General features: G+C 65.5%; 15 protein-coding genes and 1 riboswitch. Of the genes, 14 read left to right on the top strand and 1 reads right to left on the bottom strand.

What is annotated here, in order from left to right:
- Positions 1 to 157: 157 nt before the first annotated feature.
- Positions 158 to 616 carry a hypothetical protein gene (locus tag E8E78_RS07540; RefSeq protein WP_059395974.1) on the bottom strand — a complete coding sequence of 153 codons (459 nt, stop codon included), beginning with the start codon at positions 614 to 616 and terminating at the stop codon, positions 158 to 160.
- Between the two features lie 173 nt (positions 617 to 789).
- On the opposite strand from E8E78_RS07540, the gene E8E78_RS07535 reads away from it, so the two are divergent.
- The 14 genes from E8E78_RS07535 (at position 790) to E8E78_RS07470 (ending at position 17,373) form a co-directional block, all read left to right on the top strand.
- Positions 790 to 1,680, top strand: a complete 891-nt coding sequence (locus tag E8E78_RS07535) for a LysR family transcriptional regulator (RefSeq protein WP_049275362.1) — start codon at positions 790 to 792, stop codon at positions 1,678 to 1,680.
- 263 nt (positions 1,681 to 1,943) lie between these two features.
- Positions 1,944 to 3,080 carry an acyl-CoA dehydrogenase family protein gene (locus tag E8E78_RS07530; protein WP_280311654.1) on the top strand — a complete coding sequence of 379 codons (1,137 nt, stop codon included), beginning with the start codon at positions 1,944 to 1,946 and terminating at the stop codon, positions 3,078 to 3,080.
- A complete protein-coding gene (locus E8E78_RS07525; RefSeq protein ID WP_156860019.1) occupies positions 3,077 to 4,021 on the top strand; it encodes a D-isomer specific 2-hydroxyacid dehydrogenase family protein in 945 nt (314 codons plus the stop codon). Before E8E78_RS07530 ends, E8E78_RS07525 begins: the two co-directional genes overlap by 4 nt.
- Positions 4,022 to 4,044: 23 nt before the next feature.
- Positions 4,045 to 4,839 (top strand): class II aldolase/adducin family protein, encoded by a 795-nt coding sequence (locus E8E78_RS07520; protein WP_059395976.1) that lies wholly within the window; start codon positions 4,045 to 4,047, stop codon positions 4,837 to 4,839.
- A 152-nt stretch (positions 4,840 to 4,991) separates the two neighbouring features.
- The gene (locus E8E78_RS07515; protein WP_049275364.1) at positions 4,992 to 6,620 is read left to right on the top strand and encodes an ABC transporter substrate-binding protein; all 1,629 of its coding nucleotides are present in this window, start codon (positions 4,992 to 4,994) and stop codon (positions 6,618 to 6,620) included.
- On the top strand, positions 6,617 to 7,567 hold the full coding sequence (locus E8E78_RS07510; RefSeq protein ID WP_016486734.1) for an ABC transporter permease: 951 nt from the start codon (positions 6,617 to 6,619) through the stop codon (positions 7,565 to 7,567). The genes E8E78_RS07515 and E8E78_RS07510 overlap by 4 nt, the downstream gene beginning before the upstream one ends.
- 2 nt (positions 7,568 to 7,569) lie before the next feature.
- Positions 7,570 to 8,460: an ABC transporter permease gene (locus E8E78_RS07505; protein ID WP_049275365.1), complete on the top strand. Its 891-nt coding sequence runs from the start codon at positions 7,570 to 7,572 to the stop codon at positions 8,458 to 8,460.
- Entirely contained in the window at positions 8,457 to 10,079 is a 1,623-nt protein-coding gene (locus tag E8E78_RS07500; RefSeq protein ID WP_049275366.1) for an ABC transporter ATP-binding protein, read from the top strand. Before E8E78_RS07505 ends, E8E78_RS07500 begins: the two co-directional genes overlap by 4 nt.
- A gap of 433 nt (positions 10,080 to 10,512) precedes the next feature.
- Positions 10,513 to 11,847 (top strand): LLM class flavin-dependent oxidoreductase, encoded by a 1,335-nt coding sequence (locus E8E78_RS07495; protein ID WP_049275367.1) that lies wholly within the window; start codon positions 10,513 to 10,515, stop codon positions 11,845 to 11,847.
- A 27-nt stretch (positions 11,848 to 11,874) separates the two neighbouring features.
- Positions 11,875 to 12,975, top strand: a complete 1,101-nt coding sequence (locus E8E78_RS07490; RefSeq protein WP_049275368.1) for an LLM class flavin-dependent oxidoreductase — start codon at positions 11,875 to 11,877, stop codon at positions 12,973 to 12,975.
- A 158-nt stretch (positions 12,976 to 13,133) separates the two neighbouring features.
- Positions 13,134 to 15,614: a TonB-dependent receptor gene (locus tag E8E78_RS07485; RefSeq protein ID WP_280311653.1), complete on the top strand. Its 2,481-nt coding sequence runs from the start codon at positions 13,134 to 13,136 to the stop codon at positions 15,612 to 15,614.
- A gap of 167 nt (positions 15,615 to 15,781) precedes the next feature.
- Positions 15,782 to 16,006, top strand: a riboswitch (cobalamin riboswitch).
- A 93-nt stretch (positions 16,007 to 16,099) separates the two neighbouring features.
- A complete protein-coding gene (locus E8E78_RS07480) occupies positions 16,100 to 16,288 on the top strand; it encodes a CbtB domain-containing protein (RefSeq protein ID WP_049275370.1) in 189 nt (62 codons plus the stop codon).
- Between the two features lie 9 nt (positions 16,289 to 16,297).
- On the top strand, positions 16,298 to 16,984 hold the full coding sequence (locus tag E8E78_RS07475) for a CbtA family protein (RefSeq protein WP_061203877.1): 687 nt from the start codon (positions 16,298 to 16,300) through the stop codon (positions 16,982 to 16,984).
- The gene (locus E8E78_RS07470) at positions 16,984 to 17,373 is read left to right on the top strand and encodes a cobalamin biosynthesis protein (protein ID WP_061203878.1); all 390 of its coding nucleotides are present in this window, start codon (positions 16,984 to 16,986) and stop codon (positions 17,371 to 17,373) included. Before E8E78_RS07475 ends, E8E78_RS07470 begins: the two co-directional genes overlap by 1 nt.
- Positions 17,374 to 17,388: the final 15 nt, after the last annotated feature.

Here is a 17,388-nt window from a genome sequence, read left to right as displayed (position 1 = left end):
TTTACGCGGTCATTTATAGGAGCGGCCTTGTGCCGCGAACGGGCTGCGAAGCGGCCCCAGGTTTCTGCGCATATGCACACATTGCCGGGGCTGCTATGCAGCCCGATCGCGGCACAAGGCCGCTCCTACAGGGACCGATGTGAGCCCGAAGGTAAAGTTACTGCCGCCGCCACACTGCCCCGGCAATGTCGACCCGCTTGGGCAGTACCTTGTTGTCGAAGAACAACTGCGCCGTACCCTGCTGCGCCGCCACGATCTCATCACTCACAGGCAGCACCGGTGACGCTGGCCGGTGGCTGAAACTGCGCTGCACCACTTTTTCCGGCAAGCCCATGAACTGTGCCAGCAAGCGGATGCTGCCGGCCTCGTCGCTGCGGGTAAGCGCTTCGGCCTGGCTAATTTCGTCCAGCAATTGCCCGACAAAGGCACCATGGGCTTCGACGTAGGTGCGTGAACCCAGCATGAACGGCCCAATCAGCCCCAACCCTTGGCCGTCGGCGAGCAGCCGCGCCTTACCCTCCAGGTCGATGGCCGAGTAGAACGGGTCCCAGATTGCCCAGGCGTCCACGCTGCCCCGCTCAAACGCTGCCCGGGCATCGGCAGGTGCCAGGTACACCGGCTGAACACCGCCAGGTGGCGTGTGAGGGGAAAGTGCAGCGGCTGAACCTGTTGGCGTGTGAGTTGATTGCCCGCGAAAGCGCGTGAGGTGCACAGGTGCTGTGACAATCCGGCCATTGAGGATTATTCTCCTCCGGTATGTCCCACCGCCCCAATATGTGAGCGCCGAATATGAAAATCGATGACATGGACGCCTTCGTGGCGGTCATCCGTTGCCAGTCGACCAACCTTGCCGCCGAGGCCCTGCAACTGACACAGCCGGCCATCACCCGCCGCGTGCAGAACTTCGAGGAAGACCTGGGCGCCACCCTGCTCGACCGCAACACCAAGCCACTCAAGCCCACCCCCATGGGCCTGCGGGTTTACGAGCAGTGCAAGGCGATCTTGCGTGAGATCGACTCGCTGCGCGAGCTGGTGGCCAACGACGGGGCCCCGTCCGGTACCCTGCGCCTGGGCGTGCCGCAAACCCTTGGCGATGTGGTGCTGCTCGATGCCTTGGCACAGATTCGGGAAACCTACCCCGACCTGCGCACCCAAGTCACCAGTGGCTGGGGCAGCAGCCTGATCGCACGCATGGAAAACGGCGAGCTGGATGCCGCTGCGGCACTATTCCCGCCCGGCAAGATCTTCCCCGAGGGCATCGCCAGCCAGTCGATCGCCCGCATGCCGCTGCGGGTGGTAGCGGCCAAGGGCAGTACCGGCAAGCGCAGCCTCAAGCTCAAGGACTGCTACACCCGTGGCTGGGTGCTCAACCCTGATGGTTGCGGCTTTCGCGCGGGGTTGCAGCGCGCCCTGAGCGAACAGGGGCTGAGGCTGTCGATCAACCTGGAGACCTTTGGCACCGAGTTGCAACTGGGGCTGGTGGCCAATGGGCAGGGGCTTGGGCTGGTGCCCGAGCCCTTGTTGCAGAACAGCCGCCACCGGGATGCGCTGGACGTGGTCAGTGTGACGGACTTCAAGCCGCAGGTGGATTTGTGGCTGTTCCACCCACGCTACCTGGGCAACCTGCAGGAGCCGGTCGAGCTGTTTGGCCGGGTGGCCGGGCAGCAACTGTGCGGGTGAGCTGAAAGCGCAATCCCTTGTGAGAACAACTGCCTTGATCAAAATCCAAAAGTCCGCGTGATCACCGTGGGAGCGACCTTTCGTCGCGATTGGGCTGCGCAGCAGCCCTGGCATTCCACCGAAATAAAATAACCAACTCGCATAACTAAATATAAACGTAATTCTTACAGTTAATAATTAGCATAGAACTAAAAAGAATTTTACAGCAATCATCCATACGAATACGGTCTTATAAACCCACCGTGTTCCAGGGATGAATACCCATGAGTCACCCCCCTTCCGCCAGCGCGCTCGCCGAACTCACCCAGGCCCTGGCCGCCAACGCCGAACGCTACGACCGCAGCGGCCAGTTTCCCGCCGACAACTTCGACCTGTTGCACCGCCACGGCCTGCTGGGTTTCACCGTGCCCCGCGCATTGGCCGGCGGTGGCGCCGACCTGGCCAGTGCGCGCCAGGTCATTGCTGCGGTCGGCAAAGGTTGCCCGTCTACCGCACTGATCCTCGTCATGCAGTACCTGCAGCACTTTCGCCTGCAGGACGAAGAGCGCTGGCCCGAGCACCTGCGCCTGCAAGTGGCCCGCGACGCGGTGGCCGACGGCGCACTGATCAACGCGTTTCGCGTCGAACCCGAACTGGGCACACCCGCCCGCGGCGGCCTGCCGGCCACCCTTGCCCGGCGCACCACCGAAGGCTGGCGGTTGTCCGGGCGCAAGATCTACTCCACCGGCAGCCATGGCCTGACCTGGTACCTGGTATGGGCACGCAGCGACGACCAAGACCCACTGGTGGGCGGTTTCCTGGTGCACAAGGACACCCCGGGCATCCGTATCATCGAAGACTGGGACCACCTGGGCATGCGCGCCACCTGCAGCCATGAAGTGCAGTTCGACGAGGTGCTGATCCCGCTCGATCATGCCGTTAGCGTCAGCCCGGCCAGCGCACCCCGCGCCGAGCTCGACAGCACGGGCCTTCTGTGGATGGCAGTGTTGCTGCCTGCGCTGTACGACGGGGTGGCCCAGGCCGCACGCGACTGGCTGGTGCAGTTCCTGAACCAGCGCGCGCCGTCCAACCTCGGTGCACCGCTGGCCAGCCTGCCACGTTTCCAGGACGTGGTCGGGCGTATCGACACGTTGCTGTTCGCCAACCAGAGCCTGTTGAACGCGGCCGTGACCGGGCAGGTCGATCCGCGCCACGCCGGGCAGCTCAAGCACCTGGTCAGCCGCAACGCCATCCAGGCCGTGGAACTGGCCATCGAGGCTGCCGGCAACCCAGGCCTGTCGCGGCGCAACCCGCTGGAGCGGCACTACCGTGATGTGCTGTGCAGCCGCATCCACACGCCTCAGGACGACGTGGTGCTCGGCCATGTCGGCCGTGCCGCCCTGGCGGAGGTGGCGGCATGAGCCACTCGATCATCGCCAGCCAGCTGGACGCACCGGCCAACCAATACCTGCGTGATCGATTGCGCGACCATGAGGTGATCGATATCGCCCCGGGCCAGTTGCAGCTGGACGTCCCCGCCGATGTGTTCATCGTGCGCCCGATCAATGTACGCGGTAACCGCGTGGACAACCCGCCAGCGGGCTGGCCGTGGGCGTTGCGCTGGGTGCAGGTAGTGTCCTCGGGCATCGACTTCTACCCCGACTGGGTGTTTCAGGGCCCGCCGGTCACCAGTGGCCGCGGCGCCAATGCCGAGCAGGTGGCCGAATTCGCCCTGGCCCTGGTGTTTGCCGCAGCCAAACAGCTGCCGGGCCTGTGGGTCAAGGACGCCGACTGGCGCCTGACCCCGCTGGCCCCCGTGCGTGGCCGCACCTTGGGCATCTTCGGTTTCGGCAGCATCGGCCAGAGCCTGGCACGCAAGGCAAACGCTCTGGGCATGCCGGTACTGGCGCTGAACCGCCCAGGCCAACCCATTGCCGAGGTGCCGGGCGTGCAGCGCGTCGACAGCCTGCAGCAGCTGTTTGCCGGCAGCGATCATCTGGTCATCGCCGCCCCGCTCACCCCCGCCACACGTGGCCTGATCGACCGCCAGGTGCTGGCCCAGGCCAAACCCGGGCTGCACCTGATAAACATCGCCCGTGGCGGGCTGCTCGACCAGGGCGCCCTGCTCGAAGCCCTGGACAACGGGCTGATCGGCCGCGCCAGCCTCGATGTCACCGATCCGGAGCCGCTACCAGCGGGCCACCCGCTCTACCAGCACCCTCGGGTGTTCCTGTCACCGCACACCTCGGCCATTTCCGAGGACGGCTACCCGGCCCTGCTCGACGCGTTTCTCGACAATTTCGCCCGTTACCGCGAACAAGCACCGCTGCACAACCTGGTCGACACCCAGCGCGGCTACTGAACCCACACTTATTGGAGACCACCATGACTGCACTGTCTGTCGTCATCGCCCAGGAAAACACCGTACGCCAGCGGGTCAGCGCCGAAGAATGGGAGGTGCGTGTCAAGCTGGCCGCCGCCTACCGCCTGGCCGCGCTGTTCCGCTGGACCGACCACATCTACACGCACTTCTCGGCACGCGTGCCGGGGCCTGACGAGCACTTTCTGATCAATGCCTTTGGCTTGCTGTTCGACGAGATCACCGCGTCCAATCTGGTGAAGGTGGACGTGGATGGCACCATCATCGACGACCCGCTGGGCCTGGGCATCAACCAGGCAGGCTATGTGATTCACAGCGCAATCCACCGCGCCCGGCATGACCTCAAGGCCGTGCTGCACACCCACACCCGAGATGGCGCGGCGGTGTCGGCGCAGCGCGACGGCCTGCTGCCGATCTCGCAGCACGCCCTGGCGTACTACAGCCGGGTGGCGTACCACGACTACGAAGGCGTCGCCCTGGACCTGGACGAGCAGCAGCGGCTGGTGGCCAACCTGGGCCACAGCAACATCCTCATCCTGCGCAACCATGGGCTGCTCGCCGGGGGGGTCAGCGTGGAGCATGCCTTCCGTGAACTGCACGGGCTGGAACGTGCCTGCAACATCCAGGTAGCGGCGCAGGCCGGGGGCAACGACCAGTTGCTGCATGCTGCGCCGGCGGCGATCGCCAAGGTGCATGAGCAGTCCAAGCGGTTTTCCGACGGGTTGGGTGAAGGGATCCAGCGGCACTGGGATGCGCTGATCCGGCAGCTGGACCGGGAGGGGCTGGATTACCAGGACTGACAGGTTTGCTGTGGCCTGTACCGGCCCTATCGCCGGCCAGCCAGCTCCCACAGGAATTCCATCGGATTCAGGCCTGTGCTGGTCCTGTGGGAGCTGGCTTGCCGGCGATAGGGCCCGAACAAACACCTCATATCCCCTTGAAGGAACGCCCAATGCCTCCACTTCACATGGCCAGAAGCCTGCTGGCCTGCGCCACCCTGGCCTTCACGCTCGCCGCCTGCTCCCCCTCCGGCGAAGATGCCACCAGCAAAACCCTGAACATCGCCTTCTGGGGCGACAACACCACGCTGGTCAGCGTCGACCCGTTCCAGGTCTACTGGCTGGAGCACCGCGTACTACTGCGCAACGTCGCCGAATCGCTCACCGACCAGGACCCGGCCACAGGCCGCATCATCCCTTGGCTGGCCAGCAGCTGGGAGGTCAGCGACGACGCGCTGCAGTACACCTTCCACCTGCGCCAGGACGTCTCCTTCAGCAATGGCGAGCGCTTCGACGCCCAAGCCGTGAAAACCGCCTTCGACAGCAACAAGGCTTTCGCGGCGCAACTGCCTGCCACGTTCGGCGCCACCTACCTGGCCGGTTTTGACCATGCCGAAGTGGTCGATCCGTTCACCGTCCGCCTGGTGCTTTCACGGCCCAACGCCGGCTTCCTGCAGGCCACGTCCACCACCAACCTGGCCATCCTCGCTCCGGCCTCCTACGCGCTCACTGCCCAGGAGCGTTCGCTGGGCAAGATCATCGGCACCGGCCCGTTCATCCTCGAACACTACACCCCGGAAGTAGGCGCACGCCTGGTCAAGCGGGCGGATTATGCCTGGGCCTCCGCCAACGTCAAAAACCCCGGCGCCGCCCACCTGGACCGCGTGGACATCAGCTACATCCCTGAAGAAAGCGTGCGCAACGGCCTGTTCCTGCAAGGCAAGGCCGACATCCTCTGGCCACGCAACCCGTTTTCCGAAGTTGACCTGAAGCTGTTCCAGGCAAAAGGCGCAACCATCCAGAGCCGATCGTTGCCAGGCCCGGCGCTCAACCTCTACCCCAACACCCGCAACAACCGCCTGCTGGGCGATCGCCAGGTGCGCCTGGCCCTGCAGAAGGCCATCGACCGCACCAGCTACGCCCACACCGTATACAACGCCGAGTTCCCGGTGGTGACCGGGGTGTATGACGTGACCACGCCGTACTTCAAGCCCCAGGCCGACAAGCTGGCCTACGACCCGCAGGGCGCCGAGCGCCTGCTGGACGCCGCCGGCTGGAGCAAGGGTGACGACGGCTACCGGCACAAGGACGGTAAACGCCTGACCCTGCGTTACAACCTCACCCCCGCCGAAAGTGCCGGCGATGTGCTGGTGCAAGACCAACTGCGCAAGGTCGGCATCGACCTCAAGCTGAACGTGCTGACCCGTGCCGAATGGGTGGCCGGCAACGCCTCGGGCAACTACGACCTCACCTCCACCTACATGACCCGCGCCGACCCGATCATCCTGCAGACCATCCTCGACCCGCGCGCCGCCAGCAGTGCCACCTTGGCCACAAACACTTACGAGCCACACACCCTGGCGCAGGCGCAAACCTTGTTCGACAGCGGCATTACCGCCACCCGCGACGAACAACGCGCACAGGCCTATGGCCAGCTGCAAGACCTGCTGGTTGACGAAGCCTCGGCGTTCCCGCTGTACGAGCGCGTGTGGCAAGCCGCCACCGCACCACGGGTCAAGGACTTCCGCTGGACCGCCGAAGGCTTTGCCTTCCTCAGTGACATCCAGGTCGCGCAGCCATGAACCGTTACCTGATCGGCCGCATCGGCCAGGCCCTGCTGGTGTTGTGGGGCGCCTACACCATCACCTACTTCATCCTCTATCTGCTGCCCGGTGACACCCTGGCGATCATGCTCAGTGCATCGGGCATGGAAGCCGATGGCCTGTCGCCCGAAGACCTGGCCAAGGCCCGCGCCTACTACGGGCTGGACAAGGGCATCTTCGAGCAGTACTTCGACCTGCTGTGGCGGGCCCTGCACGGCGACCTGGGCCAGTCGTTGTCACTGAACCGGCCGGTGACCGCGCTGCTGGCCGAGCGCCTGCCGCAAACCCTGGCCCTGGCCGGTTTTGCCATCGCGCTGTCGTTGCTTGGGGGCATCGGCCTGGCCTACCTCACCGCCTACCTGCAATGGCAACCGCTGAAAGTGGCGCTGTCACGCTTGCCGTCACTGGGCTTTTCCGTACCGGTCTTCTGGATGGGGCTGCTGCTGATCCAGGTGTTCGCCTTTGGCCTGGGCTGGTTCCCGGCCACTGGCAGCCAGGGCTTTGCCAGCCTGGTACTGCCGGCGGTGACGCTGGCCATCCCCAGTGCTGCGGTGTACGCGCAGGTGTTGCAGCGCGGGTTCCAGGGCGTGTGGCAGGAGCCCTACATCGCTACCGCGTTCGCCAAAGGCCTGAGCCGTGCGCAGGTGCAGGCGCGGCACGGCCTGCGCAATGCGGCCCTGCCCATTCTTACCCTGGTCGGTTTGCAGGTGGGCAACACAGTGTCCGGGGCGGTACTGGTCGAGACCATCTTTTCGCGCAATGGCGTCGGCCGATTGGCCCAGGAAGCCGTGCTGCGCCAAGACATCCCGGTAGTGCTGGCGATTGTCGCGGTGTCGGCGGCGGCCTTCGTGTTGGTGAACCTGATCGTCGACCTGCTGTACCCGTACCTTGACCCCCGCATCGCCCACGCCACGAAGGTGACCTGACCATGACCGCCGATACTCACCCCCTGCGTGCCGCCGCCCCGCCAGCCACCTGGAAGCGCCGCACTCGCCTGCAGCGCCTCGGCCAGGCGCTCGCCCCTTTGCTGGCGCGCCCGGGCTTCAGCCTGGCGCTAGTGGTGGTGCTGTTCGCCCTGCTGGCGGCATTGGCGCCGCACTGGCTGACCAGCTTCGACCCATACGCCACGTCGCCCGTCGACAAGCTACGGGCCCCTGACGCCGTCCACTGGTTCGGCACCGACGAGCTGGGCCGTGACCTGTACACCCGCGTGGTCTATGGCGCCAGCCTGTCGGTGCAGGCCGCATTGCTGGCGGTTGGCATTGCCCTGGCAGGCGGGTTGAGCCTGGGCGTACTCGCCGGGTTTGCCGGCGGGCGTCTGGATGCCGCCCTCATGCGCCTGGTCGATGTGCTGCTGGCCCTGCCCGGCCTGCTGCTGGCCCTGGCCATTGTCACCGCCATCGGTTTTGGCACGGTGCCGGTGGCGATCGCCGTCGGCGTCGGCATCATTCCAGGCTTTGCCCGCACCACCCGCGGCGAAGTGCTGCGGGTCAAGACCTTGCCCTATGTCGAGGCCGCACGCTTGGGTGGCGCCAGCTGGCGCCGCACCTTGATGGGGCATGTGCTGCCCAATGCCTGGGGGCCAGTGGCCGTGCTGGCCACGCTGGACTTCGGCGCCGCCATCCTGGCCACGGCCGGCCTCAGCTTCCTCGGTTTTGGCGCAGCACCGCCAGCGGCCGAATGGGGCACCTTGATTGCCAACGGCCGGCACTTCCTGATCACCGCCCCCTGGGTGTCGCTGCTGCCCGGCCTGTTCGTGGTGGCCGTGGTGTTCAGCCTCAACCACCTTGCCCGCACCTTCGAGGAGCACCCACGATGAACGACCAGCCATTGCTTGTGGTACGCGACCTCAGCATCAGCTATCACGCCTCCGGCCAGGCTACGCAGGCCGTCAAGCACCTTGCCTTCAGCCTGGCCCAGGGCGAGACCGTGGCCATTGTCGGCGAGTCAGGCTCGGGCAAGTCGACCTTGGCCAACGCCCTGCTCGGCCTGCTACCGGGCACGGCGCGCATCGACAGTGGCCAGCTGTGGGTCGACGGGCTGGATGTAGTGCGCGCCAGCGAACGGCAGAAACGCCAGCTGCGTGGGCGTACCGTCGGCCTGGTGCCACAAGACCCGATGGTCAGCCTCAACCCCACCCTGCGCATTGGCCAGCAGATCGGCGAGGCGCTAGTGCTGGCCCAAGGCGGCCGCTCGCGCAGTGTCGATGCCGATGTGCTGGAGTTACTAGCCCAGGTTGGCCTCGACAACCCGGTGGTGCGCGCCCGCCAGTACCCGCACGAACTCTCTGGCGGTATGCGCCAGCGGGTGCTGATCGCCATCGCCCTGGCCGGTAACCCACGGCTGATCATCGCCGACGAACCCACCAGCGCGCTGGACGTGACCGTGCAACGCAAGATCCTCGATCACTTGCAGCGGCTGGTGGCCGAGCGTGGCATCTCGTTGCTGATCATCACCCACGACCTGGGCATGGCCACCGACCGCGCCGACCGCCTGCTGGTGATGAAGCAAGGCGAACTGGTGGAGCAAGGCCCGCCCGCGCAGATTGTGCACGCAGCGCAGCACCCATACACCCGCGCCCTGCTCAATGCCGCACCGGCATTCAGCGCTCGACGCCAGCCCCGGCAACTGGCGCCGGGCGCAAAGCCGATCCTCAGCCTGCAGGGGGTTGGCAAAACGTTCGAGTTGCCCAAGGTAAAAGGCCAGGACAACCGCTTTATCGCGTTGCAGGGCCTGGACTTGCAGGTTCACCCGGGGCAAACGCTGGCCATCGTCGGTGAATCCGGTTCGGGCAAGAGCACCGCCCTGCGCATTGCCATGGGCCTGGAAACGCCCAGCCAAGGCCACGTGCTGTTCGACCAGCAGGATGTCACGGGCCACGGCTGGCGCCAGTTCCGCCCCTTGCGCCGACGCATGCAACTGGTGCAGCAAAATCCCTTCGCCGCTCTCGACCCGCGTTTCACGGTGTTCGACAGCATCGTCGAGCCGCTGGTGTCGTTTGGCCTGCTCAAAGGTGCGGCACTGGAGCAACGCGCGCGCCAACTGATCGAACGCGTGCACCTGCCTCTGCATTACCTGGACCGCCTGCCCCGCGAACTGTCCGGCGGCCAGCGCCAGCGCGTGGCGATTGCCCGGGCGCTGGCGCTACAGCCAGAACTGTTGCTGCTCGACGAGCCGGTGAGTGCCCTGGATGTGTCGGTGCAGGCGCAGATTCTGGCACTGCTGGATGAGCTGCAACGAGAGCTGGGCATGGCTTATGTGCTGGTATCGCATGACCTGGCGGTGGTAGCGAGCATGGCCGACCAGGTGCTGGTGCTGCGCCGGGGGCAGGTGGTGGAGCGAGGGACGGTGGCGCAGGTGTTCGACAGGCCGACGAGTGATTACACGCGAGAGTTGATTGCTGCCGTGCCCGGGCGGTTGGTCACTGTTGCTGCTTGAGTTTGAAGGCCTCGGGGGCTGCTTTGCAGCCCATTCGCGGCACAAGGCCGCTCCTACAAGGGACCGCGCTTCTCAAGGCAACGCGGTCCCTTGTAGGAGCGGCCTTGTGCCGCGAATGGGGCGCAAAGCGCCCCCAGAAATCTCAGATCAGCGCCCGACTGAAAATGCATAGCCTGCATTATTAAGCACTACTGTTATTTTCATTTTTCATAATTAGCATAGAACAAAAAAGCCTTTCACAACCCCGCCCCACACCCGCTAAGGTCACTCCAGACCGACCCCTTTCCTGGCGGAGGCCGTCCACCACGACCACCCCAGGAGCCTTGCACGCATGCCACCTCTCTCACCCGCACCCCTGCTTCATCTTCGCCCACGGGCCAGGTGACGCATGGCTGTCCCCATTCCCTTTGCAACACAACCCACAGGTACTCCGATGAGCAAACGACAGATCCGCCTGGGCGCCATGATCCATGGCGTCGGCCACGGCTGGGGCGAATGGCGCCACCCAGAGGCGTTGGCCGATGCCAGTGTCAATTTCGGCTTCTACAAACAGCAGGCAAAGCTGGCCGAGGCGGCAAAGTTCGACTTCGCCTTCATCGCCGACAGCCTGCACATTCACGCCCGCTCAAGCCCGCACTACCTCAACCGTTTCGAGCCGCTGACGATCCTTTCGGCGCTGGCTGCGGTTACCGAGCACATCGGCCTGGTGGCCACGGTCACGGTCAGCTACACCGAGCCGTTCCAGGTAGCACGCCAATTCGCCTCGCTGGACCTGATCAGCGGCGGGCGTGCTGGCTGGAACGTGGTGACTTCCTGGCTTTCCGGCACCGCCGACAACTTCGGCAAGGCTGAACACCCGCCGCATGCCGTGCGTTACCGGATTGCCCGTGAGCATGTGGATGTGGTCAAGGGGCTGTGGGACTCGTGGGAAGACGACGCCTTTACCCGCGACAAGCAAAGTGGGCAGTTCTTCGACCCGGCCAAACTGCACACCCTCGGCCACCAGGGCGAGTACTTCAAGGTCAAGGGCCCACTGAACATCCAGCGTTCGCCCCAAGGGCAGCCCCTGATCTTCCAGGCTGGCGTGTCGGAAGACGGTCGCAACTTCGCGGCGCAAAACGCCGACGCCATTTTTGTCAGCCCGGAATCGTTCGACGATGCCCACGCCTATTACCAGGACCTCAAGCAGCGTGCCGCGCGCCATGGCCGCGACCCCGACGCACTATTCATCCTGCCCGGCATCCGCCCCATCGTCGGCCGCAACGCCCAGGAGGTCGAGCAGCGCTACCAGCAGGCCGTCAACCTGGTGAGCATCGAGGATGCCCTGGTAGCCCTGGGTCGCCCCTTCAACGACTACGACTTCAGCCAGCATGACCTGGACGCGCCCTTCCCCGACCTGGGCACCCTGGGCAACGACAGCCACAAGGGCACCTCGGACCAGCTCAAGCAACTGGCCCGTGATGAAGGCCTGAGCCTGCGCGAACTGGCACTGCGCTTCTCGCGCCCACGCAGGGACTTCGTCGGCACCCCGGAGCAGGTTGCCGATGCCTTGCAGCACTGGTTCGAAAACGACGCTGCCGACGGTTTCATCATCAACTCGTTGCTACCCGACGGCCTGCAGTACTTCACCGAACACGTGGTACCGCTGCTGCAAGCACGTGGCCTGGTGCGCACTGAGTACACCGGTAAAACCCTGCGCGACAACTTCGGCCTCAGCGTGCCGGAAAACCGCAACACCCTGCGCCGCAGCCAGGCAGCGGTTGCCTGAGCCCACCCAGACAAGGAGTTTTGTTCCATGAGCCTCGAATTCATCGGCCTCATCGGCCCGCAGGAAAGCAGCGAATCCCAGGCGCCACGTGGCCCGCTGGTTGATCTTGAGTTCATCAAGGCCTTCTCCCAGGCCCAGGAATATGGCGGCTTCGACAAGGCATTGCTGGCAGTCAACACTAGTGCGCCGGACTCGATGATCCTGGCCAGCTACGTGGCAGCGCTTACCGAGCGTATCGGCCTGCTGGTCGCCCACCGCCCGGGCTTCCAGGCGCCAACTTTCGCTGCCCGCCAGTTCGCCACCCTTGACCAATTGAGCGGGGGCCGGGCATCGATCAACGTCATCACCGGCGGCGATAGCGGCGACCTGCAGCGCGATGGCGACTTCCTCGACAAGGATGCCCGTTATGCCCGCACCGATGAGTACCTGCAGGTACTGCGCAACACCTGGACCCGCCAGGAGCCGTTCGACCACCTGGGCACTCACTACCGCGTTGAAGACAACCTGACCTTGGTCAAACCGGTGCAGCATTTGCCCATCTACTTCTCCGGTGCGTCAGACGCCGCGGTTGAAGTGGCCGCCAAGCACGCCGACGTCTACATGATGTGGGGCGAACCGCTGGAGCAGGTACGCGAGCGCATCGCCAAGGTGCGCAAGGCTGCCGCCCGCTACGGGCGCGAGAAGCACATCCGCTTCAGCTTGTCGTTGCGACCGATCCTGGGCGGCACCGAGGCCGAAGCCTGGGCCCGCGCCGAGCGTATTCTGGCCGATGCCCAGGAACGCATCGGCATCCGTCAGGGCAACCGCCGCGAGAAAAACTTCGGCAAGAGCAATGCCGGCTCCGAACGCCTGGTGCAACTGGCCAGCCAGCGCAAGGTGCATGACACCCGGCTGTGGACCGAGATTGCTGCGTTGGGCGGCGGTGCCGGTAACTCCACCTCGCTGGTAGGCACTGCAGACCAGGTGGCCGAGGCCGCATTGGCCTACTACGAACTGGGGGTGACCACCTTCCTGTTCCGCGGCTTTGACCAGCTGCGCGATGCGGTGGAATACGGGCAGGACCTCATTCCCCGTATTCGGGCGTTGGTAGAACAGCATGAGGCTGGACGCAGCACCCGCACAGCCTAGATCTCCATTCGCTTCACCGGCCTCTTCGCGGCGGTTCGACGCCTCGACATGCCCGCGAAGAGGCCGGTGCAGGCAAACACTTCCCCAACACCCTACGCCAGCCTTATCAGGACCTGGCGCCTATTCGCCTGCGTGCTCCACCGTATTCCGAGGACATGATGTCTAGAACACCGCTTTTCGCCCTGCCCCTGGCCTGCCTGCTCTCCCCGTTCGCCAATGCCGCCCCAACTACCGAAGACCCGCGCCTGGACACCGTCACGGTGATCTCCACCGGCCTGCGAGGCAACCAGCGCACCGTCGCCGACAGCCCGGCCCCCATCGACGTGATCAGCAGCGAGCAGCTATTGCGTACCGGCCGCGCCGAGCTGTCCGAGGCCATCTCCAAACTACTGCCCTCGTTCAACTTCGGCACCAACATTGCCGGCTTCCAGTCCGGCGTGCGGCCACTGAGCAACCGCAGCCTGGGCCCGGCCTACACCCTGGTGCTGGTCAATGGAAAACGCCGCCACAACAGCGCCGTGCCGGCCAGCGGCTCGACCGACAACAGCGGTGCCAACGCCGTGGATATCGACATGATCCCGGTCAGTGCGGTGTCGCACATCGAGGTTCTGAAAGACAGCGCCGCCGCCCAGTACGGCTCGGATGCGGTGGCCGGAGTGATCAACATCATCCTCAAGAGCGCCAGCAGCGGCGGCCACTACGAAAGCAGTTACGGCCAGCTGTACAGCGGCCAGGGCGAAACCATCAAGCTGGCGGGCGACCAGGGCTTCAGCCTGGGTGACGGCGGTTTCCTGCACCTGTCGGGCGAGGCACGCAAGCGCGGCACCGCCAACTGGATCGACAAGGCCGCCCCCGATTACCGCGCCTACTTCGAAGACGACCGCCAGGCCGCCTGGGACCACCGGGCGGTGAAGAACGGCGACCCTGACCTGCGCGCCTTCAACCTCGGTTACAACGCCGAGTTGCCCATCAGCGACGATTTGAAGCTGTATTCATTCGCCACTTATGCCGAGCGCAAGCTGGAGGCTTTCAACAACTACCGCCTGCCCAACAGCAACGCCTCGATCCCGGAGTTGTTCCCCGACGGGTATTTCCCGCTCAACAACATCAAGGACACCGACTACCAGTGGCTGCTCGGCGCACGTGGCGCCGCCGGTGCCTGGGACTGGGACCTGTCCACCACCTACGGGCGCAACAAGAACCAGCAGTCCAGCGACCTGACCATCAACCCCACCTACGGCCCGGCCTCGCCAACCTCGTTCGATGACCTGGCGACCTTGCGGTTTGACCAGTGGGTGAACAACCTGGACCTCACCCGCGCCTTCGACGGCCTGTTCGGCCTGGCGGTACCGACCCGCGTCTCGGCCGGCCTGGAGCACCGCTGGGAGCGCTTCCAGACCTTTGCCGGCGCCCCCATCGCCTACAGCGTCGGGCCCTACACCTACCCGGCTACCCTGGCGGACGGGCGACCCAACCCGCTCTATGCGCTGGCCAACGGCCAGACCGCAGTGGGCGCCCAGGCTGCGCTGACCATTCGCCCGGAAGACGAGGCCGATGTGAAGCGCAACAACTATGCCGCCTACCTCGACCTCGGCCTGGACCTGACGCCGCGCTGGTACCTGGGCGCCGCCGCGCGCGTCGAGCACTACGACGACGACTCGGGCAACACCGCCAGCTTCAAGCTCAATTCACGCTATGAACTGAGCGAAACCGTGGCGATACGCGGAACCCTGGGCAGCGGCTTCCGCGCCCCGTCGCTGACCCAGAGCGGCTACACCGTCAGCGACAACCGCACCGCGCTGGACGCCGACGGCAATGTGGTGCCGGCCTTGCGCCGCACCGTGGCGCCCGGCAGTGCCGCCGCGCTGGCATTCGGCGGCGACAAGCTCGACCCGGAGAAATCGCGCAACGCCGGCCTTGGCCTGACCTGGCAACCGGCGCGCCGTACCAGCGTTACCCTGGACACCTACCTGATCGACATTGACGACCGCATCCTGCTCACCGAAAACCTCTACGACCGGCAGAACGGTGCCGGTGCCGGTGCCATTGGCGACATCCTCGAATCGCTGGGCCTGGCACGCACCACCTGGATCAACTACTACACCAACGCCTTCGACACCCGCACCCGCGGCCTCGACCTGGTGGGCGACCACACCAGCGAGTTCGGTGCCTGGGGCGATGTGCGCTGGACCTTGGGCTTCAACTGGAACAAGACGACCGTACGCGGCACCCGGGGTACGCCCGCAGCGCTGGCCGCCGCCGGTATCGACGTGGTCGGCCATGGCCGCGAAGGCGACCTGGTGGCAGCCTCGCCGCGAACCAAATGGGTACTGGGCAGCCAGTGGTTGCTGGGCAGCTTCACCGGCACCTTGCAGACCACCCGCTACGGCAAGGTCGAAACCTGGCAGCAGAACCAGGCCCAGGACCGCACCTTCGGCGCCAAGTGGATCACCGACCTGGACCTGTCCTACCTGCTGTTCGACAGCCTGACCGTCAGTGTGGGTGGCACCAACATCTTCAATGTGCGACCCGACAAGAACGGCGTGTACAACGCCAACGGCAACCAGGCGGCGTACGGCAACCCACCGTTCCACCCAGGTGGCGGCTATTGGTACACCAAGCTGGCCTATGACTTCTGAAGCATCTGCACATTTGCTCCTGGCCTGTGGGAGCGGGTTCACCCGCCAAGCATCCAGCCCGGTGCATGGCACCGGCAAAGCCGGTGTTCGCGGGTAAACCCGCTCCCACAGGTGTGCGTGGCACCTTCGGTACTTGGCAATTGACGCAAACCCCGCCCCCATGCTCTCCTTATGCCTCACGTTCAGGTGCCCCCACAGGGGGTGAAACGGGAAACCGGTGCGTCCCAGGCCCTCCAGCAGGGCCGGACAAGGCCGGTGCTGCCCCCGCAACGGTAAGCGAGTGAAGCGTCTTTACCACTGTGCCATGTAGTCCGGCATGGGAAGGTGACGCTTTCCAGGAGCCCTGCTCCTCCTCGCAAGCCCGGAGACCGGCCTGACGTTCATGAACACCCCGCGGTGGGCGGGCGCTGTTGCATTCCCCTGGGCGGCCACGCATCGGGGATGCCGCGCTTGCCCGTTGCCCACAAAAAGCAGAGGAACGCGTCATGCCCGTCACCAGCACCAAGCAGCAAAGCCTTGCCACACCCGTCACCCTCAGCCAGCGCGTCGTCATCGCCGTCGGCGCCAGCCTGCTGGGCCTGTGCCTGGTGTACTTCGCCGGCTTTTCGCACATCGAGGCCGTGCACAACGCCGCCCACGACACCCGCCACAGCGCCGCCTTCCCCTGCCACTGAGTACACCTGATGATCACGCGCATTGCCCGTACCGCGGGCTTCAGCGGGCTGCTTGCGGCCCTGCTGCTGACCCTGCTGCAAAGCTTCTGGGTCGCCCCGCTGATTCTTGAGGCGGAAACCTACGAATCCTCGGCCCCGGCCGCACAGCATGAACATGGTGGCGAAGTGGCCGCCCATGAGCACAGCGCCGAAGCCTGGTCGCCGGAAGACGGTTGGCAGCGGGTGCTATCCACCACCGGTGGCAACCTGGTGGTTGCGGTCGGTTTCGCCCTGATTCTCGCCGCCCTGTACAGCCTGCGCGAACCGAAGCGTCTCGGCACCGGTGCGCTGTGGGGCCTGGCCGGTTTTGCCGTGTTCTGCCTGGCCCCGACGTTGGGGCTGCCACCGGAGCTGCCCGGCACTGCCGCCGCCGACCTGGGGCAACGCCAGGCCTGGTGGATTGGCACAGCCAGCGCCACCGCCGTTGGCCTGGCCTTGCTGGTGTTCGCCCGCCACTGGCTACTGAAGGCGCTGGGCGCCGTGCTGCTGGTACTTCCCCATGTGATCGGCGCTCCACAGCCCGAAGTACATGAAAGCCTGGCTCCCGAAGCACTGGAGACCCAGTTCAAGATGGCTTCCTGGCTGACCAACGCTGCCTTCTGGGTGGCCCTGGGCTTGCTCAGTGCGTGGCTGTTCCGCCGCTCCAGCCAGGCCTGATGCCAGCGTTCTACGCCGGCTTCGGCTGCCGCCGGGACTGCCCGGCGGACACCCTGCAAACCCTGCTGCACCAAGCCCTGGCTAGCCAGGGCCTGGCGCTTGCCGACCTGTGCGGAGTTGCCAGCATCAGCCTCAAGGCCGACGAAGCCGGCTTGCAGCAACTGGCCGCACGCCTTGGCTTGCCCTTGGTGCTGTACCATAGCGCACACCTGCAAGCCTTTGAGCCGCTGCTCAGCCACCGCTCTGCCACAGCCCATGCCCACAGCGGCTGCTGGGGCGTGGCCGAAAGCGCGGCGCTAGCCCTCGCCAGCGAGCAGCCCGGGAGCACAGCCCGGTTGCTGCTGACCCGCCAGGTACTGGGCCCGGCGACCCTCGCACTGGCCTGCTGAAAAATTCGCTCCTCT

Origin of the sequence: Pseudomonas sp. BN505 (assembly GCF_029873175.1) — a bacterium.
Lineage (GTDB): Bacteria > Pseudomonadota > Gammaproteobacteria > Pseudomonadales > Pseudomonadaceae > Aquipseudomonas > Aquipseudomonas putida.
This window is presented reverse-complemented; position numbering and strand designations above follow the sequence as displayed.